We start from the raw sequence: 17774 nt of genomic DNA, 5'->3' as shown, positions 1-17774 counted from the left end.
ACGGCGGACGCATCACGCTTCTGCCGTGATGCGGCACGTGTTGCGCGGCGTGCCTAACGGCATTGATCGATGCAGTGGTTAAAGCACCGTTAGCGACGCCGACGATGGCGCGAGCAAGGTTCATGTAGGCGTGGGCATGGTGCGGTCGTGCGGTCGCAGGGCATGGCGGTCCGCGCCACACACTTCCCAATCCGGAGCACATGCATGAATCAGTTCAAGCCTTCGCGCAAACCCATGATCGGTGTCTTTGCCCTGCTTGCATCGCTGTCGGCGCCACTGGCATTCGCGCAATCGACGGACGCGGCCGCACCTCAGGCTGCGCCGCCCGCCGAGCAGGCGGCTGCAGCTCCGGCAGCGGCGCCCCAAAAGAAGAGTTGGTCCGATGTCGATCTGGACAAGGACGGCAAACTGACCAAGACCGAGGCCGCGGCCGTGCCGGCGCTGGGCAAGGTCTTCGACCAGGCCGACGGCAATGCCGACGGAGCTTTGACCACCGACGAGTACAAGAACTACGTCGTCCAGGTCCAGGCTCGCAAGGGCAGCGCGGGCGGCGGCTGATCGAAGCGCCTCCGCAACGAAACACCTCCCCCGCAGTGGATCGGAGAAGGGGCGGCCCGTCGGGCCGCCCCTTTCTTTATGCCGGTTCGGCGACAGGCGATACTAGGCACATGGCAAAGTTTGAACTGGTCGGCTTCGACGCCGACGACACACTCTGGCGCAGCCAGGACTATTTCGATGAAGCCCAGCGCGAGTTCGAGCGCATCGTCGGCCACTACGTCGACCTGCGCGACGCGCGCGTGCATGAGCGCCTGTACGAGGTGGAGAAGGGCAACATCGCCCTGTTCGGCTATGGCGTGAAGGGCATGGTGCTGTCGATGGTGGAGGCCGCCGTGGACATCACCCAGGCGCGCGTCAGCGCCGTGGACCTGCATCGCATCGTCGGCCTAGGCAAGGACCTGCTGCGGCATCCGGTCGAACTGCTGCCCGGCATCCCGGAAGCAGTGGAGGCGATCGCGGCCGACCACGCGATCGTGCTGATCACCAAGGGCGACCTGTTCCACCAGGAGGCGAAGGTGAAGCAGTGCGGCCTGGCCGACCTGTTCCGCCGCATCGAGATCGTCAGCGAAAAGGACGCGGCGACCTACTCGCGCGTGCTGGGAGAGTTCGACTTGGCGCCGGAGCGGTTCGTGATGATCGGCAACTCGTTGCGTTCCGACATCGCGCCGGTGCTGGAGTTGGGCGGCTGGGGCATCCACATGCCTTATCACACCACCTGGGTGCACGACACCGAGGCCGACGTCGCCGACGATGCGCCCAGGCTGCGCCGGGTCGATGGCGCGCATGCGCTGCCTGCGGCCGTGCGCGAACTCGCCGAAAGCCGGGCCTGAGGCGCGGCGAGTAAACCCAACGCCGGCTGAGCATCTTCTCCGCGCTCCCGGCGTATTAAAAAATGGTTCACCGGGACGGCCGCATCGTCATCGTGACGCCGGACGAGACCGAAGCCTGTCGGGGTGACAGGTGGATCGGCTGGTGAACCAGGAGAACTTCCATGTCCAATGTCCTGTCCCGCTGGGTGGCTCCGGTTGTGCTGGCAGCCGGCTTCGGCGTGGCCGGCTTGTCGCCAGCCCAGGTGCGTGCGGCCGAGGGCGACGATCTGGTGCGCGTGATGGTCGATGTCGCCGATGTGATCTTCCAAAGCGGGAATCCGTACTACCGCTACGGCAACGGTTACGGCTACGACAACCGACTGACCGTGGTGCCCGACCGTTACGGCCGCCCGGTCTATTACCGCGTCGTACCGCGCTATCAGTCCGGCCCGCCCTACGGCAATGCTTATGGCTACTACCAGAACCGTCCTGTCCGTAACGGGCACTGCAACAAGCATGGCAAGTGCAAGGTCGAGTACTACGACTCCCGCTACGATCGGCGCTATTACGGCTATGACCGCTACGATCGCGACGACCGCTACTACCAGCACGACACCCGCTTTGGCTACGGCGATCGCTACTGGGACAACTATCGTCGTCACGATCGCGACGACGATTGAGGCTGGCGACTCCGGTGTGGCATCCGACGGCACGCGACTCCCGAGGTCGCGCGCCGTCTTTCGTTGTGGTCCGCACCGCGCGACCTGCGGCCGACCCGTATGTCTAAACTGTTCCGGAAGGCCAGTCGCGGCCGCCTCTATTTTTCAGAACGAGTTCATTGCCCCGACGCGAGCATGACCGGGCCGCGTCAGTCCCCGCGGATGGTCCCCGTTCGATGGAGAACAACCGATGCACATGAAATCCCAGACCCGCCTGATGGCCCTGACGACGGCGCTGGCCGCGCTGCTCGGAGCCGGAACGGCCTCGGCCCAGGACTACACCTTCGGCTGGGATCCTCGCAGCGGCGACGTCTGGGTCGACACCTGGCTCGGCGACATGAACCGGTATGGGTCGCGCTATCGCGACCCGTTCGTCGACGAGATGGTGCGTTACTACGGCGCGCCGCGCGACCTGGTCACCGACCTGCTGGTGACCCGCCATTGGGCCCCTGGCGACGTCTATTACGCCTGTGCGCTGGCTTCGGTCATCGGCCGCCCGTGCCGCTACGTGGTGGACACCTGGGAGCGCGACCATGACCAGGGCTGGGGCAACGTCGCCAGGAACCTCGGCATCAAGCCGGGCTCGGCGGAGTTCCACCGACTCAAGAAGGGCTTCGTGCCGACCTACGACCGCTGGGCGCGCCCGATCGCGATCGACGCCGATCTCGAGCGGGATTTCCCGGGCCGCTCCAAGGGGCCGGACGTGGCAAAGGGTAGCAAGGGCAAGGCGGCACAGGCCGCTCCAAAGGGCAAAGCCAAGTCCGCGCAACACGGTGCCCAGGAAAAATCCAAGCCCAGCCAAGCGCAAGGAAAGGGCAAGGACGGCAACGGCAAGGGCTAAACTTCGCCGGTGAGTACGCCCGCGGATGCCACCCATGTCATCCATCGCGGCGGCTGCCATTGCCGCCGCGTTCGTTTCGAGGTCGAGGCTCCGGCCGAGGTCGAAGCGCTCGACTGCAACTGCTCGATATGTCGCATGACCGGCTACCTGCACCTGATCGTGCCGGCCGCGCGCTTCCGCCTGTTGTCCGGGGCGGAATACCTGGTCGAATACACGTTCAATACCGGCGCGGCGAAGCACCGGTTCTGCCGGCACTGCGGCATCAAGAGTTTCTATGTGCCGCGATCGCATCCGGACGGCATCGACGTCAATGTCCGCTGCCTCGATCCCGGCACGGTCACGCATTTGACCGTCACGCCGTTTGACGACAACGAGCGTGACGCGCAGACCGCCGCCATCGCCCATCTGACGAAGCTTTAGGCCGCGCGCCTTTCGCGGGCGCGAGAAATGCGTCCAGCCGTTCCATCATCTTGCGGTCAGCCGTACATCGTCGACGAGCGCGCCACCCACATCGGTGTCGATCTCCTTGAACCAAAGGCGATCGTTGCCGGTGCCCGTCACCACGAAGTTGGCGCGCTGCCAATCGGCGTTGGTCAGGACCAGGCCATCGCGTGCGAACGAGCCGAGCAACGTGCCGTTCCAGTACGCCTCGAAGCGGTTGGACTTGGAGCCGAATCCAGGCCGTGGCGACTGCAGGAAGGACAGGTCGTACGTGGTGCCGGCCACGGTAGCGATGTCCTGATAGACCGAGTTCGGCACTGTGATCACTGCATCGATCTCCATGTTCGACAGGCCGGAGCCGGCGACCAGTCCGTTGCGCCCCTTCCACAGCTTGACCGGGCCGGCGGTATTGGCCCAGCCCAGCAAGCCTGTGACCAGCGCCGCCGTGCCCGGTGCGAGGCTGTTGACCTCGAAGTCGCCGTTGGCGATCAGGTTGGTGGTTCCAGAGGCGATATCGTTGTTGGTGATGGTGCAGGTCGCGCTAGCGCCGGAAGCCAGCGTGATGCCGCTGCAGCCCGAGTAGGTGGTCGCGTAACCGCTCGCGGCCGGTTCGGTGACGTTGTACGTGCCGGCCGCGACGGTCAGCACGTTGCTGCCGTCGGCCTCGAATGCCGTCGCCGCCGCACCGTTTACGGAGAAGCTGAAGTCCGGGGCGACCTTGTTGCCGCCGCTGTCGTTGACCACGATCTTGCGCACGGTCAGCGTCGCGGAAGTCGCCAGGTCGTTGTTGGTGATCGTGCAGGTCGCACTGCCGCCCGCCGCCAGCACCACGTTGCTGCATCCGGACAGGCTGGCCGCATAGTTGGCCACGGCCGGCTCGGTGATCGAATAGGTGCCCGCCGCCACGGTCAGCACGTTGGTGCCGTCGGCTTCGAAGGCCACGGGCGCGGCGCCGTTCACCGAGAAGCTGAAGTTCGACGCGGTCTTGGTACCGCCGTTGTCGTTGACGACCACCTTCCTGACGGTCAGCGTCGCGGTCGAGGGTGCCTGGCCCGCCACGTTGATCCGCATCATCGCGGCTTCCGAAGGCACGCCCTGGCTGTTGATCGCGAACAGCAGGTAGAAGCCGGGCGGCGTCTCGAACGTGTTCGCCGGCAGCGTGGCCTCGAGCTCGCCGCCAACCACCGTGAAGGGCAGTTGCAGGAAACGCTGGTCCATGTCGAACGAGTGGGTGACCGAACCGGACTTGATCAGCGTGATGCGTGAAATCGCGGAAGGGGTCGGCGTGCCGATGCGGATCTTCGTCGCGGGCGCCACCGACATCGGCGCGGAACTGATGATGGGTCGGTTGGCCGGGGTGCCATTGGCGTTGAAAAGGTAGGGCGGAAAGTAGACCTCCGCGTTGAGGTTCAGTTGCGGGCCCGGGTTTCCGCCGCCCAGCGCGCCGCCGCCGAGCGTCAGCACCGTGGCATCGGGTAGCAGCAATGACGTGGAGTGATACAGCCGCATCCGCTGCGCCGTCGCGCCCAGCGACCAGGTGTTGGTCGCCGGATTGAAGATCTCGCTCGTGTAGGCCACGCCGTTGACGGGGTTGTTGTTGGCGGTGCTGCCGCCGGAAAGGAACACGCGGCCGTCGGCCAGGACGGTGGCGTTGGGCCAGTGACGCCGGTAAGTGACGGGCGGAAGCGCGGTGATGATCGGTGAGCCGGAATTGATGTCGATGATGCTGGCGTTGAGGCTGGCCAGTGAGTCATCAATGCCGCCGCCGACCTGCAGGATCCTGCCGGGCCGGAACATCACGGCGGTCGAGCTGCCGCCCGTATTGCCGCTGGTGAACTTGCCCATGCGTGTGAGCGTGCCGGTACCGCTCGGGTCGACCCGGAACATCTGGGTGTAGGCGATGCCGAAAATCTTGCCGTCGGGGGTGACGAAGTTGCGCGGGTAGTAGGACGCCAGGTAGTTGGTGTCGGCATTGGTCAGCAGGCGGAACGTGCCGTTGTTCGTACGCACTTCGGGCCGATCCTTGCCGCCGTCACCGCCCTGGATATAGACCTCGCCGCTTGGCAGGATCGTGGCCGAGGCATACCAGCGTTTGCGGTTCATTTTTCCCGTGCGGATCAGACTGTCGTCGGCCCCGCGGAACAGATTGGTGTCGTCGGTGGGCAGGTTGCTGGAGAAATCCTGGGGTACGCGCAGGATGTCGCCGCCATACATCTCGATATCGCCGCTGGGAAGCAGTTGCTGTGCGTTGCAGAACAGGTCGACCGCGGTGGTATTGGGCAGCGTCGTGTGCGCATTCTGGCCCAGTCCCAGCTGCGGGTCCCACAGGTCGTAGACGTAGTAGCCGGTCTGGATGCCGTTGGTCTTGGTGCCGTAGCTCAACACCCGGCCGTCAGCGGTAAGCACGGCATGGAGCCCGACCAGTGGCCAGGACCCGACCGGCGAAAACGTGCCCCGGACCGGGTCGCCGGAGACGGGAAGGGCGGTCAGGGCGCCGATCGGTTGGGTCACCGCGAATCCCGCCACGGCGTCCTGGTCGCCATGCGAGATCGGGCCCCGGGCCGGAGTCGTCATAGCGAAGTAGAAGCTGGTGTCGCCTTCGTTCTGCCGGATCGAATCGCGCTTGCGCTCTGCCCAGCTGTCACGCGCAGCGCCTTGCGCCGCGCCGCCGCCTGTTTCGGTGGCACTGTCGGCCGGGGGAGCGAGCGGTGTCGCGGCCCAGACCAGCGTCCCGATGAAAGCCGCGAGCGTGCCCAGCGCGATGCCTGATCGCGCGGATGCGATGGAGGAACTTTTCATGGCAATGGCTCTGTCGCCCCGTGCGAGTCATCCAGCAGGGCTTTGATGGCATGCATAAAGTAGAACGTTGACGCTGCCTGCACATGGACATATGCGCGCGTTTCAAACTGGATACATGCGCTCGCGCGTTGGCACGTAGATTGTCTGCGTTCCTGTTGCGGCGGTAACGCATCGACTCCTTCACGGGCCTCGGTTGCAGCTTTCCCGTTAACATCTGCGCATGAATTCAACGATCACAGACATCCGTGTCATCGACTATTGCGCGCGCTGGCGAGACGACTTCGCCCGCTTGAACCTGGAATGGCTGGAGCGATGGTTCACCGTCGAACCGATCGACCGTGAGGTGCTCGGCGATCCCGAGACCCACATCCTCGCCGGTGGCGGACATGTGTTGTTCGCCGTGGATGGCGAAGGCCATGCGGTCGGCACGGTGGCGCTCAAGCACGAAGGCGAAGGGGTGTTCGAACTGACCAAGATGGCGGTGGCGCCTCAACTGCGCGGCGCCGGCGTCGGCCGCCTGTTGATGCAGGGCGCATTGGAGGCGTTCCAGGCGCGCGGTGGCCGTGAGCTGTACCTGGAGTCAAGCAGCAAGCTCGGCCCCGCCCTGGCGTTGTACGAGAGCGTCGGCTTCCGCCATCGCCCGGCGCCGCGTCCCGGGTCGCATTACGCCCGAGCGGACGTCTACATGGTGTGGGAGCCCGGCGACTGAGTCAGTCCCGTCGGCCCCGTCCCGATCGGCCGACATCGCCCAGCACAGGATATGGAACAGCTCATCGAACTGTTCGGTACTGCTCGCCGCGCACGCTCAGAATGCCCATGAAGGCATCCAAGGTCATGGCGCGGCCCTTTCAGGCACGGTCTCGGGCACCGCCCCGTACAATGACGGCGATGACCGTCTCTCCTGCCATCCCGCCTTCGCAATTGCGCCTATCGGTCGCTCCGATGATGGACTGGACCGACACGCACTGCCGTGTGTTCCACCGCCATCTTGCGCCGCATGCCCGGCTGTACACCGAGATGGTGCATGCCAATGCGGTGATCCACGGCGATCGTTCACGGCTGCTGGCGCTGGATCCGGTCGAACATCCCGTCGCGCTGCAACTGGGCGGCAGTGAGCCCGGACTGCTCGCGCAGGCCGCGCAGATCGGCACCGCGCACGGCTTCGACGAGATCAACCTCAACTGCGGCTGTCCGTCAGACCGGGTGCAGGCCGGACGTTTCGGTGCCTGCCTGATGCGCGAGCCGCAACTGGTGGCCGATAGCGTCGCGGCGATGGTGGCGGCGCTCGAGGATCGTGGTGTCGACGTGCCGGTGACGATCAAATGCCGGCTCGGCGTCGACGACGATCACGACTGGGGTCATTTCCTCGCTTTCATCGATACGGTCGCGGCCGCGGGTTGCCGCATGTTCGTGATCCATGCGCGCAATGCCTGGCTGCAAGGGCTCAGCCCGAAGGAAAACCGCGAGGTGCCGCCGCTGCGCTACGACTGGGCCTACCAGCTCAAGCGCGAACGCCCGCAGTTGCAGATCATCGTCAACGGCGGCATCGCCACGCACGAAGAGGCAACGCAGCACCTCGAGCATGCCGACGGCGCCATGCTCGGACGCGCCGCCTATCACGATCCCTACCTGCTGCATCGTCTCGACGTGGCCTGGTTCGGCGGCGCACTGAAGACGCGTGGGGAACTGCTACGTGGCCTGCGTCCCTATATCGAATCGCAACTGGCGCGGGGCGTGCATCTGAAGCACATCACCCGACACCTGCTCGGCCTGTTCGCCGGCGAACGCGGCGGCCGTGCGTTCCGTCAGGTGCTCAGCGAGGGCGCGCACAAGAGCGGGGCGGACTGGTCGCTGATCGAGCAGGCGCTTTCGTTGACCGAATCGTCCCAGGACATGCGCGACGAGCCTGCGCTGGGACAGACGCTGGGCTCAGGACAAGCCCGGGCATGATCACCCGCCATATCGACGAGTTCCTCGCGGCTGCCCGCCAGCTTGCGCCCGATTTCGGCCCTGCGACGGCGCGCGCCGCCTTTCTGGTCGCGCCCGACGGTTTCCGGCTTGCCGAGCAGTCCGCTGCCGACAATCGCTACATGGCGCAAGCGGCGGGATTCGATGCGAGTCGTGCTTCGCAGCAGCACCGCGCGCTGCATCGCGCCCTGGCCGAAGTGCTGCCGACGGTGTGCTTCGCCGGCGACCCGCAGACGCCGGACGCGCTGTTTCCCAACAACGTCTTTGCCACCGCCGCCGGACGCTACGTAGTCGGGCGCATGCGCCATCCGGTCCGACAGCGCGAGGCCGAGCGGGCCGACATCCGCGGCTTCTTCGGCGGCGTGCTGGATTACGCCGAAATCGACCTGTCGACGCAGCCGCATCCGTGCGAACTCACCGGTGCACTGGTGATCGACCGGGCGCGCGGTCTGGGCTTTTGCGGATTGTCCGAACGTTGCGACGAAGAGGGCGCGCGACTGATGCACCAGGCATTGGGGCTTCGCGCGACCCTGATGTTCGACCTGGCGGCCGGCGAGTACCACACCAACGTCGTGCTCGCCGTGCTGGCCGGGCGTGCCGCGCTGATCTGCCCCGGCGGTTTCGCCGATCCGGCGACCGTGGAGGCGATCGCCGACTTCTATGCGCCCCATGCGGTGCTGCTGTCACCGGCCGAGCACGCCACCTTTGCCGGCAACGCCATCGCCCTGTCCGCGGATGTGGTGTGGATGAGCCAGAGGGCGGCCGACTCGCTCACATCGGCCAGCCGCCAGGCCCTGGCGGGCGCCGGGTTTGATGTTCGCGCGATCGAACTCGATGCGATCGAGGCCGGTGGCGGTTCGCTGCGCTGCTGCATCGGAGAAGTCTTCTGAGCGCTCGGCGGGGCCTCGGACTGAACCGCGGCCATGTTCGTGAAGGAAAAGTTCAGACCGGATTCACCGCTTCGTTCTGAAAATGGCCCTCACTGAATAGCGGTGCGATATTGTCAGCACTGGCTTCGCACCTGGAACCCCGGCCGTCGGCCCATGAAGAACCCCTCCCTGCTCCTCTTGTCCCTGCTCGTTCTGGCCGGTTCCGGCCCGGTCGATGCGTGGGCGCAGCAGGGGCAGGGACAAGGGCAGCCGGGGCGGGGTCCAGAAGCCGCGCGCGGCCATGATCGCGGCGGCGAAGATCACCGCGCCCTGTCCGATGCCGTCCGCCGGGTCGAACGCCAGACCAAGGGGCAGGTTCTCAGCGCCGAACGGGTGCCCTATGACGGCCGCGACGTCAGTCGGGTCAAAGTGGTCGATTCCAGCGGCCGGGTACGCATCTATATGGACGACCCGCAGTCCAAGGGCGATGGCCCGCGTACACGCCGTGACGACAACGACAACGACTAACCTGCACGCCACGGTCCACGACCGAAACGCCTAAGGACGGAGTCCACATGCGCATTTTGCTGGTTGAAGACGAAGCCCCGCTCCGTGAAACCCTTGCTGCGCGCCTGAAGCGTGAGGGCTTTGCGGTCGACGCGGCCCAGGACGGCGAGGAAGGCCTCTACATGGGGCGCGAGGTTCCTTTCGACCTCGGCATCATCGACCTCGGCCTGCCCAAGATGTCGGGCATGGAGCTGATCAAGGCCCTGCGCGACGAAGGCAAGAAATTCCCCGTGCTGATCCTGACCGCCCGTTCGAGCTGGCAGGACAAGGTCGAAGGACTCAAGCAGGGCGCCGACGATTACCTGGTCAAGCCCTTCCACGTCGAGGAACTGCTTGCCCGCCTCAATGCGCTGGTGCGCCGCGCCGCCGGCTGGAGCAAGCCGACGCTGGAGTGTGGTCCGGTCATGCTCGACCTCGCCGCGCAGACGGTCAGCGTCAGCGGCAGCAACGTTGATCTGACCAGCTACGAGTACAAGGTGCTCGAGTACCTGATGATGCATGCCGGCGAGCTGGTCTCGAAGGCAGACCTGACCGAGCACATCTACCAGCAGGACTTCGACCGCGATTCCAACGTGCTCGAGGTCTTCATCGGCCGCCTGCGCAAGAAGCTGGACCCGGACGGAGCGATGAAGCCGATCGAGACCGTGCGCGGCCGCGGCTACCGCTTCGCGATCCCGCGCACCGGAGACTGATGTCCAGACCCACTGCCGGATCCACGCCGGAAGTGGCCTGAGGGATCCCAGACGGTGCCAACCCCGTTAATCTGGCGGCGTATGCCGTCGTTCGCCGCGCCCGTCCCGGCAGGTTCCGCTCCATGAGCTGGCACCAGCCCCGTTCACTCCAGGCCCGCCAGCTGCTGGCGGCAAGCCTGGGCTTGCTCGCGTTCCTGGCGCTGGCCGGGTACGCACTGGACCGGGCCTTCCTCGAAACCGCCGAGAGCAGCCTGCGCCAGCGGCTCAAGAGCTACGCGCTGGCGTACGCGGCCAAGGGCGAGTTCGCCCGCAACGGCGAGTTCATACCTCCTTACGAATCGGTCGACCCGCGCTTCGAGATGCCTGGCAGTGGCCTGTATGCCGAGGTCGCGTTTCCGCGCGGGCACTGGGATTCGCCGTCGGCGGTCGGACCTGAGTTGCCCGACGGCCAGATGCTGTCGGCTGGGGCAGAGACCTTCGAAGGCCCGCTGTCGATCATCGAGCTCGATGGCTCGGCCGGCGAAGCCTACCGCTATGGCTATGGCGTCATCTGGGGCGCCGATGGCGATGCCCGGGCCGAATTCCCGTACACCATCTACATCCTTGAGAACACCACGCAACTGGGGCGCCAGGTCGCGGTGTTCCGCGAAGCGTTGTGGCGATATCTTGGCGGCGCCGGCGCGATCCTGGTGTTGATGCAGGCGCTGATCATGCGCTGGAGCCTGCGTCCGCTGCGGTTCGTGATCGATGAGCTCAAGCGCGTCCAGCGCGGATTGGCGTCGCGCATGAGCGGACGTCACCCGCGCGAGCTCGAGCCGCTGACCGAAAGCATCAATGCCTTCATCGAAAGCGAGCGCGAGAACCTCGACCGCCAGCGCAACACCCTGGCCGACCTGGCGCACAGCTTGAAGACGCCGTTGGCCGTGCTGCGCGCGCGCCTGGACGACCACGCCTCGGACGGCGAGTTGCGCGAGGAAGTCGACACGCAGATCCGGCGCATGAACGACATGGTGTCCTACCAGCTGGCGCGGGCCGCCTCGGGCGGCCATGCGCTGTTCGCCGCGCCCATCGCGATCGAGCCGCATGCCGAGCAGATCGTGCGCGGACTGGAGAAGGTCTACGCCTACAAGGGCGTCCTGTGCGAATTCGATATCGCCGACGGCGTGCAGTTCTATGGCGAACCGGGCGATCTGCAGGAGTTGCTGGGCAACCTGCTGGAGAATGCGTTCAAGTGGGCGCGCTCGCGTGTGCTGCTGACGGTGAAGCTCGGTGAGATGGCTACGGGCCGCCGGCCCGGACTGTTGATCGCGGTGGACGACGATGGCCCCGGCATTCCGCCGGAGAAGGTGGCCGTGGTGCTGCAGCGTGGCGTGCGCGGCGACGAGCGCGTGCACGGCCACGGCATCGGCCTGTCGATCGTGCAGGACCTGGTGCGCGGCTATCGCGGCACGCTCGACGTGCAGAAGTCTGAGGAGCTGGGCGGCGCGCGTTTCGAAGTGCAGTTGCCGCCGGGACTGTAAGCCGCGCGACGTCGCGGCGAAAACGCGGCTAGGCGAACGGCGATGCGCCGTAGAATCGTTCCAGGTGCGCTGCAACCTTAGGCATGGTCTGGCGCAGCAGCGTCGGATCGCTGAAGTGGTACTCGGTGACCACCGCAAAAAATTCCTCGGGCGCTTCGGCGGCATAGCCGTCTATCAAGGTGTCACGACCGGCATCGACCTGTTGGGCCAGTTCATCGTACGCGGCCTGGAAGTCCCGCGCCCACTCGCGCTGCCAGGGGCGCGGCAACGGCGGCGTGCCGTCGAGCGCGCCATCGAGCACGTCGAGCTTGTGCGCCATCTCATGGCTGGCGACGCAGAACCCCGCGCCCGGATCCTCGCAATCGGCCATCACGTCGGCCCATGACAGGATCATCGGGCCCAGCTCCCACGCTTCTCCGATCAGCTCGTCTTCCCACTCGTGCAGCACGCCGGCAGCGTCCACGTGCGTGCGGTTCACGCGAAAGGCATCGGGATAGACGATCAGTTGCGACCAGCCGCGCAGGCCTTCCGTGCCGAACTCCAGCAACGGCAGGCAGCACAGGGCCGCGAGCATGCAACGCTGCGCTTCGTCGAGCGTCAGTCCGCCGACCGGGCTGATGGTCTTCTCGTGCAGGAAATGCGCGGCCAGATCGCGCAGGCGGGCGTCGCGCGCTTCATCCAGTGCGGTCACCCACGGCACTACTGAGCGCACGGCGCTCCATAACGGTGCAGGGATCGGATCGGGTTGGCGTCGCAGACGCCTGAGCAGGCCGAACAAGCGCGAAGCGGCTGCGTGTCAGCGGAACATGCCGGGCAGGAAGCTGTGCCAACGCGGCGACTGCTGACGGCTGTTGCCGACATCGCTCGGGATGCCTGGCTTGGTCTTGCTGTCGCGGACCGGTGCCGGCGAACGCGGTGCCGCACGGGCCTGGTCCTTACCGCTGGCCACGACCATGTTGTCGGGGCAGCTTCCGCTGTTTGCGTCGCTCAACTTGATCTCGCGTGCAGCAACCGTCGCGCTGGCGAAGGCGATCAGCAGGCAAAGGCAGGTCCTGAGCATGGCGGCATCCTCGGGCCGGTCGGCCTCGGGCAGGTATTGACTATAACGCGAAACGGTGCCCCCTGCCCGGCAGGCCGGGGCTCCGGCGCTCACCGCGCCCGGGGCACTTTCGGCCGCAACACGGAGATCCGACGGGGAGCTTGGGTCGCGCATAATTCGATAGATGCGTGCCGAGTCCAAACCGTTGCAATGGGTCTTCGTTTTTACGGGCAGTCCGGACAGACGGCCTGTCGTCGTTCCATTTGAGCCGCTGAACGGGATGCAGGGGCATGGATGACCGCGCCCAGTTGGAACGCGAGCTGCTGGAGCGGCTGATGGCCGGCCCGGCTACCGGCGACTCGCTGGCGCAGGCGTCCGGACAGACCCGGGCGGCGATCTGGAAGCGGATCGAGCACCTGCGAGAGGCGGGGGTGGCGATCGAGGCCAAGCCGGGTCGCGGCTACGCCCTGGCCCAGCCGCTGGACCTGCTCGATGCCGATGCCGTGCGCGTCGCCCTGTCGGTTGCCGCCCGGGCGCGCCTGTCGGCGATGGAAGTCGCCTGGTCCATCGACTCGACCAACAGCGAGCTGCTGCGGCGGGAGGCGCCGGCACAAGGTGTCGTCGTGCTGCTGGCCGAACGCCAGACCGGCGGCCGCGGCCGCCGGGGTCGAGTATGGGCGTCACCGCTGGCCGCGCACCTGTACCTGTCACTGTCACGTCAGTTCGGCGGAGGACTGGCGCGACTGGGCGGCCTCAGCCTGGTGGCAGGCATCGCCACGGCGGAGGCATTGCGCGAACAGGGATATGCCGGAGTCGGCCTGAAGTGGCCCAACGACGTGGTCGTGACGGGCGCGGAGGGATTGCGCAAGCTCGGCGGGCTGCTGGTCGAAGGCGGCGGCGAGCACGCCGGACCCGTGCGGGCGGTGATCGGCCTGGGGCTCAATGTGCGCATGCCGGCTGCCGCCGCCGCGGCGATCGACCAGCCGTGGTGCGACCTTGCGTCCCTGGCCTCGATCGCCCCCTCGCGGAACGCCATCGTGGCGACCGTGCTGGAGCGCCTGCTGGACGCGCTGGACGAGTTCGACCGCGACGGACTGGCGCCGTTCCTGCCACGCTATGCCGTGCTCGACGCCTTGGCCGGGAAGCGCGTTCGCATTGAGGGGCCCGTGACGGACTGCGATGGAACTGCCTTGGGACTGGCCGTCGATGGCGCGCTGCGCGTGCGTCTGGACGACGGCAGCGAGCGGAACTTCCATTCGGGCGAGGTCAGCGTGCGTGCGGGCACGAACGGTGCAACCGGGACAACATCGGCAAGGGAGCGCGGATGAGCGCGTGGCTGTTCGATCTGGGCAACACGCGATTGAAATGCGCGCCCCTGGGCTCCGATGGTCGCCCTGGCCAAACCATTGCCCTACCGCATCGCGAGGAGGACGTAGCCGCGGCGCTTGCAGATGCGTTGCCGGCCCGCGTCGATGTCGCCTACCTGGCCAGCGTGGCCAGTCCGGGCCTGCGGGTAGCCGTTCTCGATGCGCTGACCGCGCGTTGCAGCCGCATTTCCGTCGCGCGGACGCAGTCCCGCTTCGGGCCGGTGCGCATCGCCTACGCGCAGCCGCATAAGCTCGGCGTGGATCGCTTTCTGGCGCTGCTGGCCGTGCATGCGCAGGGCGGTGGCGATGCGCTGGTCTGTGGCGTGGGCACGGCGTTGACCATCGACCTGATCGACCGCGACGGCCGCCATCTCGGCGGTCGCATCGCTCCGTCGCCGACGCTGATGCGCGAAGTGCTGCATGCACGCGCGCCGCAACTGCCCGAAGCCGGCGGAACGTATGTCAACTTCGCTGCCGACACCGAGGACGCGTTGGCGTCGGGCTGCGACGGCGCCGCGTTGGCGCTGATCGAGCGCAGCCTCGATGCTGCGCGCGGCGCGCTGGGTCGCACGCCTCGGTTGCTCCTTCACGGAGGCGGCTCGGAGTCCCTGGCGGCGCAGCTGTCTAACGCGACACAGGTCGCAACGCTGGTGCTCGACGGGCTGGCCATCTGGGCCGGCGCGGAATCGGCGACATAGAATCCACGCATGTTCGTCCGTGCCGTCGTCATCCTGTTGCTGGTGCTCAACCTGGGCGTCGCCGCCTGGTGGGCGCTGCATTCGCAGGCGCCGGCACCGGCGGCAGAGGAACCGCCGCTGGGAGTCGCGCGACTGCAACTGCTGCGCGAGGCCGGCCGGCCGCCGGTGGCCACTGTGCACGAACCGAGTGCAGCGGCGGTCGAGCCCGCTCCGCCGCCGCAACCCCCGGCTCCGGTGGCAACGACGCTGCAGTGCTTCAGCTTCGGACCGTTTTCAGACACCGCGGCGACGAACGCAGCCCGCGCGCGCCTGAAACCGCTGGTCGTCCGCAGCGCGGTGCGCGAGCAACGCCCGGCGGTTCCTGGAAAGGGCTGGCGAGTGTACCTGCCGCCCCAGGCTTCACCGGCCGATGCCCAGGCCATGGCACAACGGGTCACTGCGGCGGGCTTCAACGATCTGTTCGTGGTGCGCGATGGGGCCGAAGCCAACTCGATCGCGTTGGGTCGCTACAAGTCCGAGGACACCGCGCGGCGACGTGCCGAGGCATTGACCGCTGCCGGTTTCCCCGCACGCGCCGAGCCGTTGGGCGATGCGCGGGTCGTTTCCTGGATCGACGTCGCTGCAGGCAGCGACTTCGACGCAGCAGGCGCGCAGAAGGCAGCTGGCGCCGCGCAGCGAAATGACATCCAGTGCGCGTCGGTGCGATAGGTACCCGCCCGGACCCGCGCGCAAGCTAGAATGTCCCTCTCGCCGGCATAGCTCAGTTGGTAGAGCAACCGCCTTGTAAGCGGTAGGTCGTCAGTTCGATTCTGACTGCCGGCACCATAGACCGGTTTCAGACGGTTCCAGTACATCCCGGCGATGACACGAAACCCTGCAAAACGCGGGGTTTTTTGTTTCATAACGTTCCTGGGCATCCCATTGAAGCCTGTCGGGCGTGGGGGTATCGTTGGGGTACATGGCCCCGTGTGGGGGTACAAATCCCGGGGGCTGGGGAAATGGCGGCGGATACCGGGAAGCTCACTGCGCTGGCGATCAAGTCGGCCAAGCCGGGGAAGCACTTTGACGGCGGCGGCTTGTATCTCGACGTGCGCGCCAATGGTTCGCGCTACTGGCGTATGAAGTACCGCCACGGCGGCAAAGAGCGCGTGTTGGCATTCGGGGTGTACCCCGAGGTTTCGCTATCCGAAGCACGCCAGCGACGCGACGCGGCGCGGAGGGAGAGGCGCGACGGCCTGGACCCCGCCAACGTGAAACGAGCGCGCAAGGTCGCGGCCCGCATGGCGGCGGTCAATAGCTTTGAGGCCATCTCCCGCGAATGGATGGCAACGCAGAAAAGGAAGCTGGCCCCGGCGACGTTCGCCAAGTCGCAATGGTTGCTGGATCAGGTCCTGCCGTGGCTGGGGTCGCGTCCTATCGCCGAGATTGATCCCCCCGAGTTATTGGGCGCACTGAAACGCATTGAGGCCAGAGGGGCGCACGAAACCGCCCACCGCACGAAAGAGAAGTGCGGGCAGGTATTCCGGTACGCCATCGCTCACGGCACGGCGACCCGTGATCCGTCCGCCGATCTGCGCGGGGCGCTGGCTCCCATAGTGCGCACGTCGCGTGCTGCGATAACCGATCCGGCGAAGATGGGGATGCTACTGCGGGCCATTGATGGCTACGGCGGTCGGCATGTCACGCGCTGCGCGCTGCGACTTGCGCCCCTGCTATTTGTGCGGCCTGGCGAACTACGGGCGATGGAGTGGGCCGAGCTTGACTTGGGCGCGGCCGAATGGCGTATCCCAGCGCAGCGGATGAAGATGCGAGAGGCTCACGTCGTCCCGTTGTCGTTGCAGGCCGTAGCGATTCTGCGAGAGCTTGAGCCGCTGACTGGACGCGGCCGATATTGCTTCCCGAGTTTGCGTACGGCGAACGCGCCAATGAGCGAGAACACCGTGAACGCCGCGCTACGGTCGCTGGGCTATGACAAGGACACCATGACCGGTCACGGCTTCCGCGCGATGGCTAGCACGCGTCTCAATGAGCTTGGATGGCAACCCGATGTGATCGAACGCCAGCTAGCCCACGCTGAACGCAACAAGGTTCGGGCCGCCTACAACCGCGCCCAGTACATGGCCGATCGCCTGAAGATGATGCAGGCATGGGCGGATTATCTCGACGGCTTGCGGATGGGAGCTGAGATCATTCCGATCAAACGCAAGGCGAAGTGACCGAACAGCCGCGCCTAGCCCGACGGGGCAAAAACGCCGTTACCCTGCGGCGCTGGCGCGGCTTCTATATTTGGGGGCACACATAGGGTCGTGTGATGGGAGCCAGCTTTATCGAGTGGAGCGCCAAGGCCAAGGAACTTGGCGCAACTGAATCTAGCTTGCGAGCGCGTGTGCTGAGCGGCGGCATTGATTGTTACGCCTACTTGCGCGAGCGCGTCCAGGGCACTCAGGAAGAATTTCTACCCGAGTGGAGTCGTTCAAAGTACCCCAACGTCCATTGGCGTGACCTGGGTACTTCCTACGATATTTTTCGACGTGCCCAGCCGACTTTGCAGACTTGGCGTACGTCATCTGGATCCAAGCATGGACGTGAACATAGATCGACTGGCGGCGTACCGACGAGGCATCAATCTGCCAAATCGCATCATCCGTCATGCCCGATAGCACCCAATCAGCCGCCGGGCAAACCGATGGCACCGCCAGCAATACAGCAAGCAACGCAGATCGCATTTGGTTGTCCCCCTTCCCCTATGCGGCATCTTCCGAAAATCGACGACCACTATCAACCGTCTACAGGCGTCATCGGGACGGCCTGGTCTGGGGCTCTATTGCCCGATCAATCGCATACTGGGGCGGGCCATGAGAGCCACTCTGTACACTTCGGTGCGAAC

Annotated in this window: 18 protein-coding genes and 1 tRNA gene; 16 read left to right on the top strand and 3 right to left on the bottom strand. The window is 66.1% G+C overall.

Annotated elements, in window-relative coordinates; genetic code table 11:
- The first annotated feature begins 204 nt into the window (after positions 1-204).
- The 5 genes from J2X06_RS12660 (at position 205) to J2X06_RS12640 (ending at position 3347) form a co-directional block, all read left to right on the top strand.
- Positions 205-558 carry an EF-hand domain-containing protein gene (locus J2X06_RS12660; RefSeq protein ID WP_310062952.1) on the top strand — a complete coding sequence of 118 codons (354 nt, stop codon included), beginning with the start codon at positions 205-207 and terminating at the stop codon, positions 556-558.
- A 110-nt stretch (positions 559-668) separates the two neighbouring features.
- On the top strand, positions 669-1388 hold the full coding sequence (locus tag J2X06_RS12655; protein WP_310062950.1) for an HAD family hydrolase: 720 nt from the start codon (positions 669-671) through the stop codon (positions 1386-1388).
- A 161-nt stretch (positions 1389-1549) separates the two neighbouring features.
- Complete coding sequence (locus tag J2X06_RS12650; protein WP_310062949.1) at positions 1550-2047, top strand: hypothetical protein; 498 nt, start codon at positions 1550-1552, stop codon at positions 2045-2047.
- A gap of 235 nt (positions 2048-2282) precedes the next feature.
- On the top strand, positions 2283-2927 hold the full coding sequence (locus tag J2X06_RS12645) for a hypothetical protein (RefSeq protein ID WP_310062948.1): 645 nt from the start codon (positions 2283-2285) through the stop codon (positions 2925-2927).
- A gap of 9 nt (positions 2928-2936) precedes the next feature.
- Positions 2937-3347, top strand: a complete 411-nt coding sequence (locus J2X06_RS12640; RefSeq protein ID WP_310062947.1) for a GFA family protein — start codon at positions 2937-2939, stop codon at positions 3345-3347.
- Between the two features lie 45 nt (positions 3348-3392).
- On the opposite strand, the gene J2X06_RS12635 is transcribed toward J2X06_RS12640, so the two are convergent.
- Positions 3393-6167, bottom strand: coding sequence for a galactose oxidase-like domain-containing protein (locus J2X06_RS12635; RefSeq protein WP_310062946.1), 2775 nt, complete (start codon positions 6165-6167; stop codon positions 3393-3395).
- Positions 6168-6387: 220 nt separating this feature from the next.
- Between J2X06_RS12635 and J2X06_RS12630 the strand changes: the two genes are divergently transcribed.
- The 6 genes from J2X06_RS12630 to J2X06_RS12605 all read left to right on the top strand — a co-directional run bounded on the left by J2X06_RS12630 (position 6388) and on the right by J2X06_RS12605 (position 11783).
- Positions 6388-6876 (top strand): GNAT family N-acetyltransferase, encoded by a 489-nt coding sequence (locus tag J2X06_RS12630; protein WP_310062945.1) that lies wholly within the window; start codon positions 6388-6390, stop codon positions 6874-6876.
- A 170-nt stretch (positions 6877-7046) separates the two neighbouring features.
- Positions 7047-8117 carry a tRNA dihydrouridine(20/20a) synthase DusA gene (gene dusA, locus J2X06_RS12625; RefSeq protein ID WP_310062943.1) on the top strand — a complete coding sequence of 357 codons (1071 nt, stop codon included), beginning with the start codon at positions 7047-7049 and terminating at the stop codon, positions 8115-8117.
- Positions 8114-9025 carry an arginine deiminase-related protein gene (locus J2X06_RS12620; RefSeq protein ID WP_310062942.1) on the top strand — a complete coding sequence of 304 codons (912 nt, stop codon included), beginning with the start codon at positions 8114-8116 and terminating at the stop codon, positions 9023-9025. Before dusA ends, J2X06_RS12620 begins: the two co-directional genes overlap by 4 nt.
- A 153-nt stretch (positions 9026-9178) precedes the next feature.
- Positions 9179-9532, top strand: coding sequence for a PepSY domain-containing protein (locus J2X06_RS12615; protein ID WP_310062941.1), 354 nt, complete (start codon positions 9179-9181; stop codon positions 9530-9532).
- A gap of 47 nt (positions 9533-9579) precedes the next feature.
- Positions 9580-10263, top strand: a complete 684-nt coding sequence (locus J2X06_RS12610) for a response regulator transcription factor (protein WP_310062939.1) — start codon at positions 9580-9582, stop codon at positions 10261-10263.
- Between the two features lie 122 nt (positions 10264-10385).
- Positions 10386-11783 carry an ATP-binding protein gene (locus tag J2X06_RS12605; protein WP_310062937.1) on the top strand — a complete coding sequence of 466 codons (1398 nt, stop codon included), beginning with the start codon at positions 10386-10388 and terminating at the stop codon, positions 11781-11783.
- Positions 11784-11811: 28 nt separating this feature from the next.
- Here the strand turns inward: J2X06_RS12605 and J2X06_RS12600 are convergent, their stop codons facing one another.
- Entirely contained in the window at positions 11812-12495 is a 684-nt protein-coding gene (locus J2X06_RS12600; protein WP_310062935.1) for a zinc-dependent peptidase, read from the bottom strand.
- A gap of 84 nt (positions 12496-12579) precedes the next feature.
- Positions 12580-12843 (bottom strand): hypothetical protein, encoded by a 264-nt coding sequence (locus J2X06_RS12595; RefSeq protein WP_310062933.1) that lies wholly within the window; start codon positions 12841-12843, stop codon positions 12580-12582.
- A gap of 269 nt (positions 12844-13112) precedes the next feature.
- On the opposite strand from J2X06_RS12595, the gene birA reads away from it, so the two are divergent.
- The 5 genes from birA (at position 13113) to J2X06_RS12570 (ending at position 17103) form a co-directional block, all read left to right on the top strand.
- Complete coding sequence (gene birA / locus J2X06_RS12590; RefSeq protein ID WP_310062931.1) at positions 13113-14150, top strand: bifunctional biotin--[acetyl-CoA-carboxylase] ligase/biotin operon repressor BirA; 1038 nt, start codon at positions 13113-13115, stop codon at positions 14148-14150.
- Complete coding sequence (locus tag J2X06_RS12585) at positions 14147-14887, top strand: type III pantothenate kinase (RefSeq protein ID WP_310062929.1); 741 nt, start codon at positions 14147-14149, stop codon at positions 14885-14887. The genes birA and J2X06_RS12585 overlap by 4 nt, the downstream gene beginning before the upstream one ends.
- 9 nt (positions 14888-14896) lie before the next feature.
- A complete protein-coding gene (locus J2X06_RS12580; protein WP_310062927.1) occupies positions 14897-15595 on the top strand; it encodes an SPOR domain-containing protein in 699 nt (232 codons plus the stop codon).
- A 41-nt stretch (positions 15596-15636) separates the two neighbouring features.
- Positions 15637-15712 (top strand) — tRNA-Thr (locus tag J2X06_RS12575).
- A gap of 173 nt (positions 15713-15885) precedes the next feature.
- Positions 15886-17103: a tyrosine-type recombinase/integrase gene (locus J2X06_RS12570; protein ID WP_310062925.1), complete on the top strand. Its 1218-nt coding sequence runs from the start codon at positions 15886-15888 to the stop codon at positions 17101-17103.
- Positions 17104-17774 lie beyond the last annotated feature (671 nt).

Origin of the sequence: Lysobacter niastensis (assembly GCF_031457115.1) — a bacterium.
GTDB classification, from domain to species: Bacteria; Pseudomonadota; Gammaproteobacteria; order Xanthomonadales; family Xanthomonadaceae; genus Lysobacter_J; species Lysobacter_J niastensis_A.
Note: the sequence above shows the minus strand (reverse complement) of the source record. Positions and strands in the feature narration are given on the sequence as shown.